The organism is Burkholderia sp. IT-111MI5 (assembly GCF_949752865.1).
GTDB lineage: Bacteria > Pseudomonadota > Gammaproteobacteria > Burkholderiales > Burkholderiaceae > Burkholderia > Burkholderia pyrrocinia_C.
The window spans coordinates 962,776-978,432 of sequence record NZ_CATKIF010000011.1 but is presented as its reverse complement, the minus strand read 5'-3'; the positions used below and the strand labels follow the sequence as shown (position 1 = coordinate 978,432).

Genomic DNA, 15,657 nt, shown 5'->3' with positions numbered 1-15,657 from the left:
CGGCGTCAAAGCGCCGCACCGGTCATCAGATGTCGCCGAGGTGGCGGCGCAGGAACTCGTGGAAGTGCTGCATGCCGTCTTCCATCGGGCTCTGGTACGGGCCGACCTGCGACTCGCCGCGTGCCATCAGCGCATGGCGGCCTGCGTCCATCCGCATCGCGATTTCGTCGTCCTCGACGGCCGTTTCCATATAGGCGGCGCGCTCGGCCTCGACGAATTCGCGTTCGAACAGCGCGATTTCCTCGGGGTAATAGAACTCGACGATGTTGGTCGTCTTCTGCGGGCCGCGCGGGATCAGCCACGACACGACGAGCACGTGCGGATACCACTCGATCATCAGGCCCGGGTAGTAGACCATCCAGATCGCGCCGAACTCCGGCGGCACGCCGTTGCGGAACTTCAGCACCTGCTCGTGCCATTTCTGGTAAGTCGCGCTGCCCGGCTTCGCGAGTGCGTTGTGCACGCCGACCGTCTGCACGCTGTACCAGTCGCCGAATTCCCACTTGAGATCGTCGCACGACACGAAGCTGCCGAGGCCCGGGTGGAACGGGACGACGTGGTAATCCTCGAGGTAGACCTCGATGAAGGTCTTCCAGTTGTAATCGCACTCGTGCACTTCGACATGATCGAAGTGGTACTCGGAGAAGTCGAAGTGATGTTTCGTGCCGAGATTGGCGAGGTCGCGCGCGACGTTCCGGCCTTCGGCCTCGAACAGCAGCCCCTGCCAGTTCTGCAGCGGGCTCTTGCCGAGGTTCAGGCACGGCTTGTCGGGGAAGTGCGGCGCGCCGAGCAGTTCGCCTTCCAGGTCGTACGTCCAGCGGTGCAGCGGGCACACGATGTTCTGCGCGTGGCCGCGCCCGTTGAGCATGATCGCCTGCCGGTGGCGGCAGACGTTCGACAGCAGTTCGATCTGGTTCGTCTGGTTGCGGACCAGCACGCGGCCTTCCTTCTCGGACGGCAGCGCAAAATAATCCCCCGCCTCGGGCACCATCAACTCGTGCCCGACGTAACGAGGTCCTTTCTTGAAGAGGGTTTCGATCTCGCGCTCGAGCAGCGCCTCATCGAAATATGCAGTGACTGGAAGCTGGCTGTGGGCCGACTTCAACTGAAGCGCATCGCTCAGATTGGACATTCCCACTCCCGGTGTTAGCGTGAAAGCAGTGAACAACCCAACCATCGAAAAATCGATTTAGGGAAACGGGGAATTATACCCGGTTCGCCTCGCAAGGCCAGGATTAAGTGCCTGATTTGTGTCAATTTTTTGTCGGGAGACAATCGGGAGGCGCACACTGTGTGCCGGAGATGGGGCCGGAATATGTGCGAGGCTGCCCAAGTCGGCAGATCGGAGAATTCTCTTTTGCCGTAGAATGTCCGACTTGTTTTGAAATTTGACACCTCGTCCATGGCGAAAACCGCATCCCCAGGCGCCACGCCGCCCGGCAATGGCACCGAACCGTTGCCGGACAATTATGAGATGGCGCTCGCGGAACTCGAGACGCTGGTTGCCCGGATGGAAGGCGGCGCGTTGAGCCTCGAGGATTCACTGGCGGCGTATCGCCGCGGTGCGACCCTCGTTGCATTTTGCCAACAGCAGCTCGAGAAAGTGGAGCAGCAGGTTCGCGTGCTCGACGGCGCGACGCTGAAGCCGCTTTCGTCCGGAACGGCCGCCACGGACGGCGAAGACGACGATCTATGACATTCGAACAATGGATGCGGTCCGTGCTTGACCGTGTCGAGGACGCACTCGGTCACTATCTGCCCGCTGAAACCGCGATGCCCGCGCAACTCCACGAGGCGATGCGCTATGCGGTCCTCGGCGGCGGCAAGCGCGTTCGCCCGCTGCTGTGCCATGCAGCCGGCGAGCTGACCGGCGCGACGGAAGCGGCGCGCAATGCGGCGGCGGCGGCGCTGGAGATGATCCACGTGTACTCGCTCGTGCACGACGACATGCCGTGCATGGACGACGACGCGCTGCGACGCGGCAAGCCGACCGTGCACGTGCAGTACGACGAGCCGACGGCACTGCTCGTCGGCGATGCGCTGCAGTCGCAGGCGTTTGTCGCGCTGACCGACGCCGCTGCGCTGTCGCCGGTGCAGCAGGCCGCGCTCGTGCGCGAGCTTGCGCTTGCGAGCGGCTCGCTCGGCATGGCCGGCGGGCAGGCGATCGACCTGGCGAGCGTCGGCCTCAAGCTGACGCGCGAGCAGCTCGAGACGATGCACCGGATGAAGACTGGCGCACTGCTGCGCGCGGCCGTGCGGATGGGCGCGCTGGCCGGCGAGACGCCGTCGGCGGAAACGATGGCCGCGCTCGATGTCTACGCGGGAGCCGTGGGTCTGGCCTTCCAGGTCGTCGACGATATTCTCGACGTCACGACCGATTCGGCGACGCTCGGCAAGACGGCCGGCAAGGACGCGGCGAACGACAAGCCGACCTATGTATCGATTCTCGGCCTCGAGGCGTCGCGCGAGCTTGCCGCGCAACTGCGTGCCGAAGCGCACGACGCGCTGAAACCGTTCGGCGCACGCGCACAGCGTCTCGCCGAACTTGCCGACCTGGTAGTGAACCGGGTCAGCTGACGCGAAAGCCCGCCGCCGCGCACACGCTACGGTGCGTGCAATAGAATGCGGGCGCGTTTGATTTCCTACAATGGAACGACGATGTACGACTTGCTGAAAACCATCGACGACCCGGCGGATCTGCGCCGCCTCGATCGTCGCCAACTGCAACCGCTCGCGGATGAACTGCGCGCGTTCGTGCTCGACAGCGTGTCGAAGACGGGCGGCCATTTGTCGTCCAACCTCGGGACGGTCGAGCTGACGATCGCGCTGCACTACGTGTTCAACACGCCGAACGATCGCATCGTCTGGGACGTGGGCCACCAGACCTACCCGCACAAGATCCTCACGGGCCGCCGCGACCAGATGCATTCGCTGCGCCAGTACGACGGCATCTCGGGCTTCCCGCGCCGCAGCGAATCCGAATACGACACGTTCGGCACCGCGCACTCGAGCACGTCGATCTCGGCCGCGCTCGGCATGGCGATCGGCAGCCAGCTGAACGGCGACGACCGCTTCTCGATTGCCGTGATCGGCGACGGCGCGATGACGGCCGGCATGGCGTTCGAGGCGATGAACAACGCGGGCGTGTCGGAAGATGCGAAGCTGCTCGTGATCCTGAACGACAACGACATGTCGATCTCGCCGCCGGTCGGCGCGCTGAATCGCCATCTCGCCCGCCTGATGTCGGGCCGCTTCTACGCGGCTGCGCGCGCGGGTGTCGAGCGCGTGCTGAGCGTTGCGCCGCCGGTGCTCGAACTCGCGCGCAAGCTCGAGGAGCACGCGAAGGGGATGGTCGTGCCGGCCACGCTGTTCGAGGAGTTCGGCTTCAACTACATCGGCCCGATCGACGGTCACGATCTCGATTCGCTGATCCCGACGCTGCAGAACATCCGCGAACTGCGCGGCCCGCAGTTCCTGCACGTGGTGACGAAGAAAGGCCAGGGCTACAAGCTCGCCGAAGCCGATCCCGTGCTTTATCACGGCCCCGGCAAGTTCAACCCGGCCGAAGGCATCAAGCCGTCGACCACGCCCGCGAAGAAGACGTACACGCAGGTGTTCGGCGAATGGCTGTGCGATGAAGCCGAGCGCGATACGCGCGTCGTCGGCATCACGCCCGCGATGCGCGAAGGCTCGGGCATGGTCGAGTTCGAGAAGCGTTTCAAGGATCGCTACTACGACGTCGGCATCGCCGAGCAGCACGCGGTGACGTTCGCGGGCGGTCTCGCGACCGAAGGGCTGAAGCCGGTCGTCGCGATCTACTCGACGTTCCTGCAGCGTGCTTACGACCAGCTGATCCACGACGTCGCGCTGCAGAACCTGCCGGTCGTGTTCGCGATCGACCGCGCGGGCCTCGTCGGCGCGGACGGCGCGACGCACGCGGGCGCGTACGATCTCGCGTTCATGCGCTGCATCCCGAACATGACGATCATGGCCGCATCCGACGAGAACGAATGCCGCCAGATGCTGCACACCGCGCTGCAGCAGCCGAACCCGACCGCAGTGCGCTATCCGCGCGGCGCGGGCACGGGCGTGCCGACGGTGAAGGAATTCACCGAGATCCCGCTCGGCAAGGGTGAAGTGCGTCGCCACACGGCGCAGCCGGAAGGCAAGCGTGTCGCGATCCTCGCATTCGGCACGATGGTCGCACCGTCGCTCGCAGCGGCCGAGGAACTCGACGCAACCGTCGCGAACATGCGCTTCGTGAAGCCGGTCGACGCCGCGCTCGTGCGCGAACTCGCCGAGACGCACGACTACCTCGTCACGATCGAGGAAGGCTGCGTGATGGGCGGCGCGGGCTCGGCCTGCGTGGAAGCCCTGATGGAGAGTGGGGTTATCCGACCCGTACTACAATTGGGCCTCCCTGACCAGTTCGTCGATCACGGCGACCACGCAAAGCTGTTGTCGCTATGCGGCCTCGACGGCGCGGGCATCGCGAAATCGATTCGCGAACGCTTCCTGAACCCGGCGGCCGATGTCGCCGGTCAGGCGAAGCGCGTCGCATAAGCTGGCGCCGCCCGCGGGCGGCGCTGGTGCGACTGGCGCAACCGGTCTTCATTGATGCGGAAAACATGGGCCTGCGGGCCCATGTTGCTTTTCCGGCTGCCGCATGACGCGGCGTGCGCGTCGTCGAACGCGCGGCTTACAAGGATTGAACAAGATGAACCAGATGAATCCCGCCTTCGTGATGCCCGACGTGCAGAGCACGGTGGATACCCGTCAGATCCCGATTCAGCGCGTGGGCGTGAAGGCGGTCCGGCATCCGTTGACGGTATGTACCGAAAGCGGCGACGTGCAGCCGAGCGTCGGTGTCTGGAATCTCGACGTGCGCCTGCCGGCCGACCAGAAGGGCACGCACATGTCGCGCTTCGTCGCGCTGCTCGAAGAGAACCGCGCGCCGCTGACGGTCGAACGTTTCCGCGCGATGCTCGCGTCGATGCTGGAGAAGCTCGAGGCCGAGGCCGGCCGCATCGAGGTCACGTTCCCGTACTTCGTGAACAAGACGGCGCCGGTGTCCGGCGTGCAGAGCCTGCTCGACTACGAAGTGACGCTCGCGGGCGAAAGCCGCAACGGCGACACGCGCCTGTTCCTGAAGGTGCTCGTGCCCGTGACGAGCCTGTGCCCGTGCTCGAAGAAGATCTCGCAGTACGGCGCGCACAACCAGCGCTCGCACGTGACGATCGATGCCGAGCTCGCGGCCGATCTGCCGGTCGAGGCGCTGATCCGCATCGCCGAGGAAGAGGCGTCGTGCGAACTGTGGGGCCTGCTGAAGCGTCCGGACGAGAAGTTCGTCACCGAGCGTGCATACGAGAACCCGAAGTTCGTCGAGGATCTCGTGCGCGACGTCGCGCAGCGTCTCGATGCGGACGAGCGCGTGGTCGCGTATGTGCTCGAAGCCGAGAACTTCGAGTCGATCCACAATCACAGCGCGTATGCGCTGATCGAGCGCGACAAGCGGCAGGCGGCATAACGCTGCGTCGTTTTGCCGCGCCGATGAAAAAGGCCGCTCGTTTGAGCGGCCTTTTGATTTTCTTGTATTGACGTCGCGGTTCAGCGTGCGAGCGACGCGAGATCCCAGCGCGGCTTCACCGTGAACGCGTAGTCGGCGTTCGCCTGCTCGGGCCAGCGGCCGAGCCGCAGCGCGCCCGCGAGCGCGATCATCGCGCCGTTGTCGGTGCAGAGCGCGAGATCGGGGTAGTGCACGTCGAAGCCGCGCTTGGCCGCGGCGGCCGACAGCGCCTCGCGCAACTGGCGGTTCGCGCCGACGCCGCCCGCGACCACGAGGCGCTTGAGCTTCGTCTTCTTCAAAGCAGCGAGCGACTTCGCGACGAGCACGTCGACGGCCGCGTCGACGAAACCGCGCGCGAGGTCGGCTTTCGCGCGTTCGAGCGCGTCGCCCGTCAGCTTCGCTGCCTCGAACTTCTTCATCTGCGTGAGCACGGCAGTCTTCAGGCCGCTGAAGCTGAAGTCGAGGTCGCCCGAATGCAGCATCGGACGCGGCAGCACGACCGCACCCGGCGTGCCCGTTTCGGCGAGCTTCGAGACTTCCGGGCCGCCCGGGTAGCCGAGGCCGATCAGTTTCGCCGTCTTGTCGAACGCTTCGCCGGCCGCGTCGTCGAGCGTTTCGCCGAGCGTCTCGTACACGCCGACGTCGGTCACGCGCATCAGTTGCGTGTGGCCGCCGGAAACCAGCAGCGCGACGAACGGGAACGGCGGCGGTTCGGCGACGAGCAGCGGCGACAGCAGGTGGCCTTCGAGGTGATGGATGCCGACGGTCGGTTTGTTCCATGCGAGTGCGAGCGCATTCGCGATGCTCGCGCCGACCAGCAGCGCGCCGGCGAGGCCGGGGCCTTGCGTGAACGCGATCGCGTCGATGTCGTCGCGATGCGTGCCGCTTTGCGCCATCACTTCCTCGAGCAGCGGCAGCGCGCGGCGGATGTGGTCGCGCGACGCGAGCTCGGGCACGACGCCGCCGTAGTCGCGGTGCATCGCGATCTGCGAATGGAGCGCGTGCGCGAGCAGGCCGCGCTGCGTGTCGTAGAGCGCGAGGCCGGTTTCGTCACAGGAGCTTTCGATGCCGAGAACGAGCATGGGTGCGGGCGGGGCGCGCCGTATCGGGCGCGCCGAAGGAAGGTAAACGTAACCCGATAGTATAGCAGGCGAGGGCAGGCCGCCGCTGGCGGCGGCCCGGGTCCGATGCCGGGCAGGTACAATCCGCGCCATGGAAACTTATGACATCGCCGTGATCGGCGCGGGCGCCGCCGGGATGATGAGCGCTGCGGTCGCCGGGCAGCTCGGCCGCCGCGTCGTGCTGATCGATCACGCACCGCGGCTCGCCGAGAAAATCCGCATCTCGGGCGGCGGCCGCTGCAACTTCACGAACCTGTACGCAGGCCCCGACAACTACCTGTCGGCGAATCCGCATTTCGCGCGTTCGGCGCTGGCGCGCTATACGCCGCGCGACTTCCTCGGGCTGCTCAAGCGCCATCATGTGACCTGGCACGAAAAGCACAAAGGTCAGCTCTTTTGCGACCACGGCAGCGACGCGGTCATCGACGTGCTGAAGCACGAATGCGACGCGGGCGGCATCGCGTGGCGCCGGCCCGTCGTCGTCGACGCGGTGCGCCACGCACCGGCCGACGGCTTCACGCTCGACACGCAGCAGGCCGGGCCGATCGGTGCGCGCGCACTGATCGTCGCGACGGGCGGCCTGTCGATCCCGAAGATCGGCGCGACCGACTTCGGCTACCGGCTCGCGAAGCAGTTCGGCCACAAGCTCATCGATACACGGCCCGCGCTCGTGCCGCTCACGTTCGCGCAGCACGACTGGGAGCCGTTCGCGGCGCTGTCCGGCGTGTCGCTCGAAGTGCGCGTGTCGACCGGCGACAAGAAGCGCGGCGGCGAATTCGTCGAGGATCTGCTGCTGACCCATCGCGGCCTGTCGGGACCCGGCATCCTGCAGATCTCGAGCTATTGGCAGCCCGGCGACCCGATTCGCGTCGACCTGCTGCCGCAGCGCGACACGGTGGCCGACCTGCTCGATGCGAAGCGCACGTCGAAGCGCCAGATCGGTTCGCTGCTGGCGGACTGGGTGCCGTCGCGCCTCGCGCACGCATGGCTCGACACGCACAGTGTCGCGGCCGACGCGCGGCTCGCGGACCTGCCCGACAAGACGCTGCGCCAGATCGGCGACGCGCTCGCCGGCTGGACGCTGACGCCGAACGGCACCGAAGGCTACAAGAAGGCCGAGGTGACGAAGGGCGGGATCGATACGCGGGAGCTGTCGTCGGCGACGATGATGAGCGCGCGCGTGCCGGGGCTGTTCTTCGTCGGCGAGGCCGTGGACGTGACGGGCTGGCTCGGCGGCTACAACTTCCAGTGGGCGTGGGCGTCCGGCACGGCGGCCGGGCAGGCCGCGGCGGAGTATGCGCGCGGCGCCTGACGGGCTAGGGCCTGTTCACGCTAATAACGGGCCCTTCTGGTGGCCAGCCCCACGAATGATTTTTTCCAAACAGGGGAACGTGCGTTGCCGGCCGCATTGCGGCGTCGCGCGTCGCTTGTTTGGCTCGGCCAAACGGCGCTCCTTGCTTTCTTGCACTGCAGCCGGCAAGGCACGTTCGCAAGCCCGTTATTAGCGTGAACAGGCCCTACGCAAGCCCCGTTTTAGCGGGACCAGGCCCCGTGCCTTTGAACAATCGCTCTGCTATACTCGGTAGTCTTTCCCTGCAAACCTTTATTCGTGTCGGATCATGACGATCATTCGCGTTAAAGAGAACGAGCCGTTCGAAGTTGCAATGCGTCGCTTCAAGCGCACGATCGAGAAGAACGGTCTGTTGACCGAACTTCGTGCGCGCGAGTTTTACGAGAAGCCGACCGCGGAGCGCAAGCGCAAGAAGGCTGCTGCGGTGAAGCGTCATTACAAGCGTATTCGCAGCCAGACGCTGCCGAAGAAGCTGTACTGAACGATTGGGCGCCGCGCGGTTCGCTGAGCGGCGCACCGGCGACTCCGTGCGATCGAGTGCGATCGCGCAGCCGATCAGGCGGCGAGTCGCCGATGCCGGATTCGAGCAACCCGCTTGAGACACTGTCCCAAGCGGGTTTTTGTGTTGACGCCCGTTCGCGGGCGTCGGATTCACGTTTCCATCCCGGGTGAAAGATGAGTTTGAAAGAGCAGATCAGCGAAGACATGAAGGCCGCGATGCGCGCGAAGGAAAGCGAGCGCCTGGCGACGATTCGCCTGCTGATGGCCGCGATCAAGCAGCGTGAGGTCGACGATCGGGTCACGCTCGACGACGCGGGCATCACGGCCGTGATCGACAAGATGATCAAGCAGCGCAAGGATTCGATCAGCCAGTTCCAGGCTGCCGGCCGTGACGACCTCGTCGCGAAGGAGCGGGCCGAATTGACCGTGCTGGGCGGCTACATGCCCGCGCAACTGTCGGATGCCGAAGTGGCGGCCGAAGTCCAGGCGGCGGTCGCGCAAACCGGCGCAGCCGGCCCGCAGGACATGGGCAAGGTGATGGGCGTGCTGAAGGGCAAGCTCGCCGGCCGTGCCGACATGACGGCCGTTTCCGCGCAGGTCAAGGCCGCGCTCACGAAGTAAAACCCGTTCCCGGCGCGCGCGGCGTTGCGTGTGCCGGGCGTCGTATTGCCTTTTTTCGCTCGTTCCCACGGTGATTCCGCATTCGTTCCTGCAGGACTTGCTGAACCGCGTCGATATCGTCGACGTGGTGGGTCGGTACGTGCAGCTCAAGAAGGGCGGCGCCAACTTCATGGGGCTGTGCCCGTTCCATAACGAGAAGAGCCCGTCGTTTACCGTCAGTCCGACCAAGCAGTTCTATCACTGCTTCGGCTGCGGCGCGCACGGCACGGCGATCGGCTTCCTGATGGAGCATGCGGGGCTCACGTTCCCGGAAGCCGTGCAGGAGCTCGCGCAGTCCGTCGGGCTGACCGTGCCGCACGAGCCGTCGATGCGCGGCGGTGGTGGAGGCCCGGGCGGTGGCGGCGATTATCCGGCGCCGGTGTCGAAATCCGTCGCGACCGCGCTGTCCGATGCGATGACTGCCGCGTGCGATTACTATCGCAAGCAGTTGCGCGGCGCGACCGTCGCGATCCAGTACCTGAAGAACCGGGGCCTGACCGGTGAGATCGCCGCGCGCTTCGGGCTCGGTTATGCGCCGGACGGCTGGCAGAACCTCGAAACCGCGTTCCCCGACTATCGCGACGAGTCGCTCGTCGAGTCGGGGCTCGTGATCGTCAGCGAGAAAACCGATGCGCAGGGTGTCGCGCGCCGCTACGACCGGTTCCGTGAGCGGATCATGTTCCCGATCCGCAACGTGAAGGGGCAGGTGATCGGCTTCGGCGGCCGCGTGCTCGGCAGCGGCGAGCCGAAATACCTGAACTCGCCCGAAACGCCGCTGTTCAACAAGGGCAGCGAGCTGTACGGGCTGTTCGAGGCGCGGCTGGCGATTCGCGAGCGCAAGTACGTGCTGGTCGTCGAAGGCTACATGGACGTCGTCGCGCTCGCGCAGCTCGGTTTCCCGAACGCGGTCGCGACGCTCGGCACCGCGTGCACGCCGATTCACGTGCAGAAGCTGCTGCGCCAGACCGACACGGTCATTTTCAGTTTCGACGGCGACTCGGCCGGGCGGCGTGCGGCCCGGCGCGCGCTCGAGGCGTGCCTGCCGCACGCGGCGGACAACCGCACGATCCGGTTCCTTTTTCTGCCGGCCGAGCACGATCCGGACAGCTATGTGCGCGAGTTCGGCGCGGATGCGTTCTCCGAGCAGGTCGAACGCGCGATGCCGCTGTCGCAATTTCTGTTGAACGAAGCAATTGCCGGCAAGGCGCTCGATCAGCCGGAAGGCCGCGCGAAGGCGCTGTTCGACGCGAAGCCGCTGCTGCAGGCGCTGCCTGCGAACGCGTTGCGCGCGCAGATCATGCACATGTTCGCGGACCGCCTCGATATCCCGTTCGAAGAGGTCGCGGGGTTGTCCGACGTCGACACGCGGATCGCGGCGCCGCCGCGCCAGGCGCCCGCGCGCAGCGAGCGGCGCCGCGTGACGGACAGCGAAAAGCGTGCGTTGCGCACGCTGGTGATGCATCCGCGTATCGCGTCGCAACTCGACGACGAACAGATTGCGACCCTGCGCGCGTTGCCGCGCATCGGCGAGCTGTTCGCCGAAGTCGTCGACCATGCGCGCGCGCTGGGCGACGGCGCGGAGTTCCGGCTGCTGTCGGATGTCCTGAGGACGTCCTCGAACGGGGCGACTTACGAGGAAATCTTCCGCGAAATTCTGGACTATGATGAAAACGTCCGCGATTTGCTGTTACAGAATCCGGAAGACGAGACGGTGCCCGAGCGGCAGCGTGAACAGGAGCGGATCGCGGGGGAGGAGCTGCAGGCGGCGGTGCTCAAGATGCGCTATGACGCCTGCTGCGACCGGCTCGATCGGCTGGCGCGGCAATCCACCTTCACACCCGAGGAATTGGCCGAATTGACGGAATTGAACCAGCAGCGAACCGACATGAAGCGTCGGCTCGGGCTGTAGGCGGCCGGGGCGCTTAGAGAGGGCTCCCCAGCGTGCTATAATATAAGGTTTCCAGCGGTTTGTTTTCCAAGTAGAGGCGAAAATCGCGATGGCAAAGACGACAGGCGGAAAGAAAGCAACAGGCAAGGGCTCGACGGAGCCGACCAAGAAGGTCACAGCGGCCAAGTCTGCTTCTTCCACCAGGACAACGTCTTCAGCATCGTCAGCCCCTGCGGGAAAGAAAACCGCGGCCGGCACTGCTCAGGCTGCGCCGGCGCCGGCAGCCAGAACACGGGCTGCCGCCAGACCCGACTCCGGGCCGGCCAAGCCGGCGGCGAAGCGGGCAAGTGCGAAAAGCGCAAGGGACACGACTGCCGCCGCGGACGAAACGGCAGTACGTACTACTCATGCACCCACGGTTCAACCGGCTGTCGTCCAGCAGCCGCGAGTCGATATAGCCGGTACGGCGAACTCCATGACCAAAAAGCTGAACGAAGTATCCGTCGACGACGACGCAAATCAGAGCGACGAGCAGCCCGCAGCCGCGGCTGCACCGGGCAAATCCAAGGTGCGCGATCGTCGCGCCAAGGAAAAGGCGCTGCTGAAGGAAGCGTTCGCGACGAGCACGCCGGGCACGGCCGAGGAGCTCGAAGAGCGCCGCGTGAAGCTGCGCGCGCTGATCAAGCTCGGCAAGGAGCGCGGCTTCCTTACGTACGCCGAAATCAACGATCACCTGCCGGACAACTTCACCGAGACCGAAGCCCTTGAAGGCATCATCGGCACGTTCAACGACATGGGCGTGGCGGTCTACGAGCAGGCGCCGGACGCGGAAACGCTGCTCCTGAACGACAACGCGCCGGCCGCGTCGTCGGACGACGAAGTCGAAGAGGAAGCGGAAGTCGCGCTGTCCACCGTCGATTCGGAATTCGGCCGCACGACCGATCCGGTCCGGATGTACATGCGCGAAATGGGCACGGTCGAGCTGCTCACGCGCGAAGGCGAAATCGAGATCGCGAAGCGGATCGAGGACGGCCTGCGCCACATGGTGATGGCGATTTCCGCGTGCCCGACGACGATCGCCGACATCCTCGCGATGGCCGAGCGCGTCGCGAACGAAGAGATCCGCGTCGACGAACTCGTCGACGGCCTGCTCGATCCGAATGCTTCGGACTCCGCCGATACGGACGGCTTCTCCGCGAAGGAAGCGGAAGCCATCGAGAACGAGGACGAGGAAGCCGAGGAGGAAGAGGAAGAAGAGGAAGAGGAGGAGGATGACGGTGCCGCACAGGCATCGGCCAACGCCGCCCAGCTCGAAGCCCTCAAGCGTGCCTCGCTCGAGAAGTTCTCGCAGATCAGCGAGTGGTTCGACAAGATGCGCCGCGCGTTCGAAAAGGAAGGCTACAAGTCGAAGGCCTACCTGAAGGCGCAGGAAACGATCCAGACCGAACTGATGACGATCCGCTTCACCGCGCGTACCGTCGAACGCCTGTGCGACACGCTGCGTGCGCAGGTGGACGAAGTGCGTCAGGTCGAACGTCAGATCCTGCACATCGTCGTCGACAAGTGCGGCATGCCGCGCTCGGAATTCATCGCGCGCTTCCCGGGCAGCGAGACGGATCTCGACTGGGCCGAGAAGATTACGGCCGAGGGCCATTCGTACAGCGCGGTGCTGTCGCGTAACGTTCCGGCGATCCGCGAACAGCAGCAGCGCCTGCTCGACCTGCAGGCGCGCGTCGTGCTGCCGCTGAAGGACCTGAAGGAAACCAACCGCCAGATGGCGGCCGGCGAACTGAAGGCACGCCAGGCGAAGCGCGAAATGACCGAGGCCAACCTGCGTCTCGTGATCTCGATCGCGAAGAAGTACACGAACCGCGGCCTGCAGTTCCTCGACCTGATCCAGGAAGGCAATATCGGCCTGATGAAGGCGGTGGACAAGTTCGAATACCGTCGCGGCTACAAGTTTTCGACCTATGCGACGTGGTGGATCCGTCAGGCCATCACGCGTTCGATCGCGGACCAGGCGCGCACGATCCGTATTCCGGTTCACATGATCGAGACGATCAACAAGATGAACCGCATCTCGCGGCAGATCCTGCAGGAAACCGGTCTCGAGCCGGATCCGGCAACGCTTGCCGAGAAGATGGAAATGCCGGAAGACAAGATCCGCAAGATCATGAAGATCGCGAAGGAGCCGATCTCGATGGAAACGCCGATCGGTGACGACGACGATTCCCATCTCGGCGACTTCATCGAGGACACCAACACGGTCGCGCCGGCGGATGCCGCGCTGCATGCAAGCATGCGCGACGTCGTGAAGGATGTGCTCGATTCGCTGACGCCGCGCGAGGCGAAGGTGCTGCGGATGCGCTTCGGCATCGAGATGAGCACGGACCACACGCTCGAGGAAGTCGGCAAGCAGTTCGACGTCACGCGCGAGCGGATCCGTCAGATCGAGGCCAAGGCGCTGCGCAAGCTGCGTCACCCGAGCCGTTCCGACAAGCTGAAGTCGTTCCTCGAAGGGAACTGATTTCCAGCGTTTCTCCTGCGAACGCCGCCGGCATCTGCGCGATGCCGGTGGCGTTTGTCTCCTTTGTTGTTACAATGCCGGCCCGGCTTCTTTGCCGGGGCTGCGTGTAGCACGCGTCAAATCTCATCAGGGCTTGTAGCTCAGCGGTTAGAGCAGTCGACTCATAATCGATTGGTCGCGGGTTCGAACCCCGCCGGGCCCACCAGATTCGCTTCCATGGTGTTCCATGGAATGCTGCAAACCCGCGATAGCCGCAAGGCTTCGCGGGTTTTTTGTTTTTCGGGGCGTCAAGGGGATGCGGTACTACACGACCGTCGCCGTCGCGTAGGCAGCGGCGCCGGCTGCTCCGCTGTCGGTATTGAACGCGCAGGCCGAGAGGATGATCGAGGCCGTGGATTCGATCGAAGCGCTTGGGGGCGGTTGATCGAAGGACGAGATGGAATCCAGGTTGGAATCCGAGCCGGCTTCGACCGGCGGCCGCATCGAACGGCGCTATCCGGAGCCGGCCAACCGCAGGTCCGGCTCGACCAGGAATTGGGATTTCACATGATCGACGACGTACAGGACCACGCCGCTCGCCCGGCGCGTCCTCGGTGAATAGTCGAACTCGGTCGCATCGGCATCGGCGGATGCCGGCCTCACGAGAAACACGCGCATCCCGGCCTTGAATACGTGATGCGAGGGCAGGCGTTGATTGACCAGTTCGATGAATTGCCTGGCCGAGATGACGGGCATGAAAGCGGACATGGAACTTCTCCGGCGCGTACTGATAAAGCGTTCAGGACGGACGAGCGGGAAGGTTGCGGGATCTCGCGCGGTCCGAGGCCGCGGCGTCAAAGCGCACCGCGGGCCGTCGACGATTCGGCATTCAACCAGTAGCCGTGCTTGCCGTAGAACTGATGCAGCGCAATCTCGTCGCTTCGATAGACGGGCTGCGAATCGTCGTATTCGGGGCTGTGGCGAATCGAGTCGCGGTTGAGCGCGGTCGATACCGTTTCCGTGGCCCAGTCCACCCGGTCGAGCCAGTGCGTCGCGATCAGGACTTCCCTATTGGTCAACCACCAGTTCCGCGCGCTGATCGCGAGATAGCGGATCACCCAGGCTTCATCGTCGTAGATGAAGTCAGACACGCGGCCGATGCGTCCGGCCGTGGTTTCGAGCCGATAACCCTTGACCTTGCCGGTGCCGCGCAGATGCGTATCCGTCGGCGCATCTGCTGGCGCATCGCCCGGCGTTGCGCAGGCGGGCAGCGGATTTCCCGCCTCGAGATCTTGCGACAGGGCGGCAGAATGGAACGCTGGGGATGCGGCCATGCCCCACAGGTTCGGGCCACCCCAGTAGGGCGGGTAATGGTAGTAACGCAGGTATTCGATTTCGTGTTGGCGGGATACCGGCTTGTGTGCGTCCAGGTCCGGGCTGTCTCCTACCTGTTGGCGCGTAAGGTCGACATGCAGCGTGCTGGACCGGGAGTCGGTGTGCTTGACGGAATAGGGCGAGATGAGCACCAGCCTCTCGTGCAGCCAGTCGCCCGTCTCGACGACGAGGTAGCGGATGCACCAGTTGTCGTCGTCGAAATAGGCTTGATTGACGTGTCCGATGTCGCCGTCCTTCGCGCGCACCGCGCTTCCGTGCAATTCCTTGATGCTTCGTAGCATGATGTTCTCGTCAGATCGATGCGCGGCATGTCGATGATCCGGCTGAACCGCATGCCGTGCGGTGGCGTCCAGTCGCTCGCTCGTGGATCCGGAGCGATTCGTGCCGCTCCCGTTCATGCACGCGGTAGGTGTACAGGCTGGCGTGGCGTCGTGACGGATGTACGGCATGCTTTCACGGTACTGGAAACGGACGGCCGGCGCGGTACGACAGCGTACAAAGTGTGCACCGGATCGAACATGGATCTGTCGGATCGATGCAGATCCGGATAACGAATCGACCGGAATCGGAAGGACGATGCGTTGCTGGCCTTCACAAGTCGCGCGGACGGTCGCGTCGAGTGGATGCCTGGCGGCCACGCCTTCCTGTCACGCACATTGGCCACTGACG

The 15,657-nt window shown here is 64.9% G+C and carries 14 protein-coding genes and 1 tRNA gene; 10 read left to right on the top strand and 5 right to left on the bottom strand.

Features of this window, described 5'->3' with window-relative positions:
- Positions 1-25: 25 nt before the first annotated feature.
- Positions 26-1,132, bottom strand: a complete 1,107-nt coding sequence (locus ACM6JT_RS12625) for an aromatic ring-hydroxylating oxygenase subunit alpha (protein WP_034185196.1) — start codon at positions 1,130-1,132, stop codon at positions 26-28.
- A gap of 270 nt (positions 1,133-1,402) precedes the next feature.
- Here ACM6JT_RS12625 and ACM6JT_RS12620 point away from each other — a divergent pair, with 270 nt between their 5' ends.
- The 4 genes from ACM6JT_RS12620 (at position 1,403) to folE2 (ending at position 5,527) form a co-directional block, all read left to right on the top strand.
- Positions 1,403-1,696 carry an exodeoxyribonuclease VII small subunit gene (locus ACM6JT_RS12620; protein WP_006479428.1) on the top strand — a complete coding sequence of 98 codons (294 nt, stop codon included), beginning with the start codon at positions 1,403-1,405 and terminating at the stop codon, positions 1,694-1,696.
- Positions 1,693-2,577 carry a polyprenyl synthetase family protein gene (locus ACM6JT_RS12615; RefSeq protein ID WP_034185197.1) on the top strand — a complete coding sequence of 295 codons (885 nt, stop codon included), beginning with the start codon at positions 1,693-1,695 and terminating at the stop codon, positions 2,575-2,577. Before ACM6JT_RS12620 ends, ACM6JT_RS12615 begins: the two co-directional genes overlap by 4 nt.
- 81 nt (positions 2,578-2,658) lie before the next feature.
- Entirely contained in the window at positions 2,659-4,563 is a 1,905-nt protein-coding gene (gene dxs, locus ACM6JT_RS12610; protein ID WP_034185198.1) for a 1-deoxy-D-xylulose-5-phosphate synthase, read from the top strand.
- A 154-nt stretch (positions 4,564-4,717) separates the two neighbouring features.
- Positions 4,718-5,527 carry a GTP cyclohydrolase FolE2 gene (folE2, locus tag ACM6JT_RS12605; RefSeq protein WP_034185213.1) on the top strand — a complete coding sequence of 270 codons (810 nt, stop codon included), beginning with the start codon at positions 4,718-4,720 and terminating at the stop codon, positions 5,525-5,527.
- 80 nt (positions 5,528-5,607) lie between these two features.
- Here folE2 and tsaD read toward each other — a convergent pair whose 3' ends face one another.
- On the bottom strand, positions 5,608-6,648 hold the full coding sequence (tsaD, locus tag ACM6JT_RS12600; protein ID WP_105394021.1) for a tRNA (adenosine(37)-N6)-threonylcarbamoyltransferase complex transferase subunit TsaD: 1,041 nt from the start codon (positions 6,646-6,648) through the stop codon (positions 5,608-5,610).
- Positions 6,649-6,778: 130 nt separating this feature from the next.
- Between tsaD and ACM6JT_RS12595 the strand changes: the two genes are divergently transcribed.
- The 6 genes from ACM6JT_RS12595 (at position 6,779) to ACM6JT_RS12570 (ending at position 13,819) form a co-directional block, all read left to right on the top strand.
- On the top strand, positions 6,779-7,999 hold the full coding sequence (locus ACM6JT_RS12595) for an NAD(P)/FAD-dependent oxidoreductase (protein WP_034180055.1): 1,221 nt from the start codon (positions 6,779-6,781) through the stop codon (positions 7,997-7,999).
- A gap of 307 nt (positions 8,000-8,306) precedes the next feature.
- On the top strand, positions 8,307-8,519 hold the full coding sequence (gene rpsU, locus ACM6JT_RS12590) for a 30S ribosomal protein S21 (protein WP_006479415.1): 213 nt from the start codon (positions 8,307-8,309) through the stop codon (positions 8,517-8,519).
- Positions 8,520-8,713: 194 nt separating this feature from the next.
- Entirely contained in the window at positions 8,714-9,160 is a 447-nt protein-coding gene (locus tag ACM6JT_RS12585) for a GatB/YqeY domain-containing protein (RefSeq protein WP_175786427.1), read from the top strand.
- Between the two features lie 70 nt (positions 9,161-9,230).
- Positions 9,231-11,108: a DNA primase gene (gene dnaG / locus ACM6JT_RS12580; protein WP_034180054.1), complete on the top strand. Its 1,878-nt coding sequence runs from the start codon at positions 9,231-9,233 to the stop codon at positions 11,106-11,108.
- An 88-nt stretch (positions 11,109-11,196) separates the two neighbouring features.
- Positions 11,197-13,614, top strand: coding sequence for an RNA polymerase sigma factor RpoD (rpoD, locus tag ACM6JT_RS12575; RefSeq protein WP_081938390.1), 2,418 nt, complete (start codon positions 11,197-11,199; stop codon positions 13,612-13,614).
- 129 nt (positions 13,615-13,743) lie between these two features.
- Positions 13,744-13,819, top strand: a tRNA-Ile gene (locus tag ACM6JT_RS12570).
- A 98-nt stretch (positions 13,820-13,917) separates the two neighbouring features.
- On the opposite strand, the gene ACM6JT_RS12565 is transcribed toward ACM6JT_RS12570, so the two are convergent.
- From ACM6JT_RS12565 to ACM6JT_RS12555, 3 genes are all read right to left on the bottom strand, one after another.
- On the bottom strand, positions 13,918-14,097 hold the full coding sequence (locus ACM6JT_RS12565) for a hypothetical protein (RefSeq protein WP_407972554.1): 180 nt from the start codon (positions 14,095-14,097) through the stop codon (positions 13,918-13,920).
- Positions 14,098-14,106: 9 nt separating this feature from the next.
- On the bottom strand, positions 14,107-14,361 hold the full coding sequence (locus ACM6JT_RS12560; RefSeq protein WP_034180052.1) for a hypothetical protein: 255 nt from the start codon (positions 14,359-14,361) through the stop codon (positions 14,107-14,109).
- A gap of 86 nt (positions 14,362-14,447) precedes the next feature.
- Positions 14,448-15,269: a PRC-barrel domain-containing protein gene (locus tag ACM6JT_RS12555; RefSeq protein WP_034180051.1), complete on the bottom strand. Its 822-nt coding sequence runs from the start codon at positions 15,267-15,269 to the stop codon at positions 14,448-14,450.
- Between the last annotated feature and the right edge of the window lie 388 nt (positions 15,270-15,657).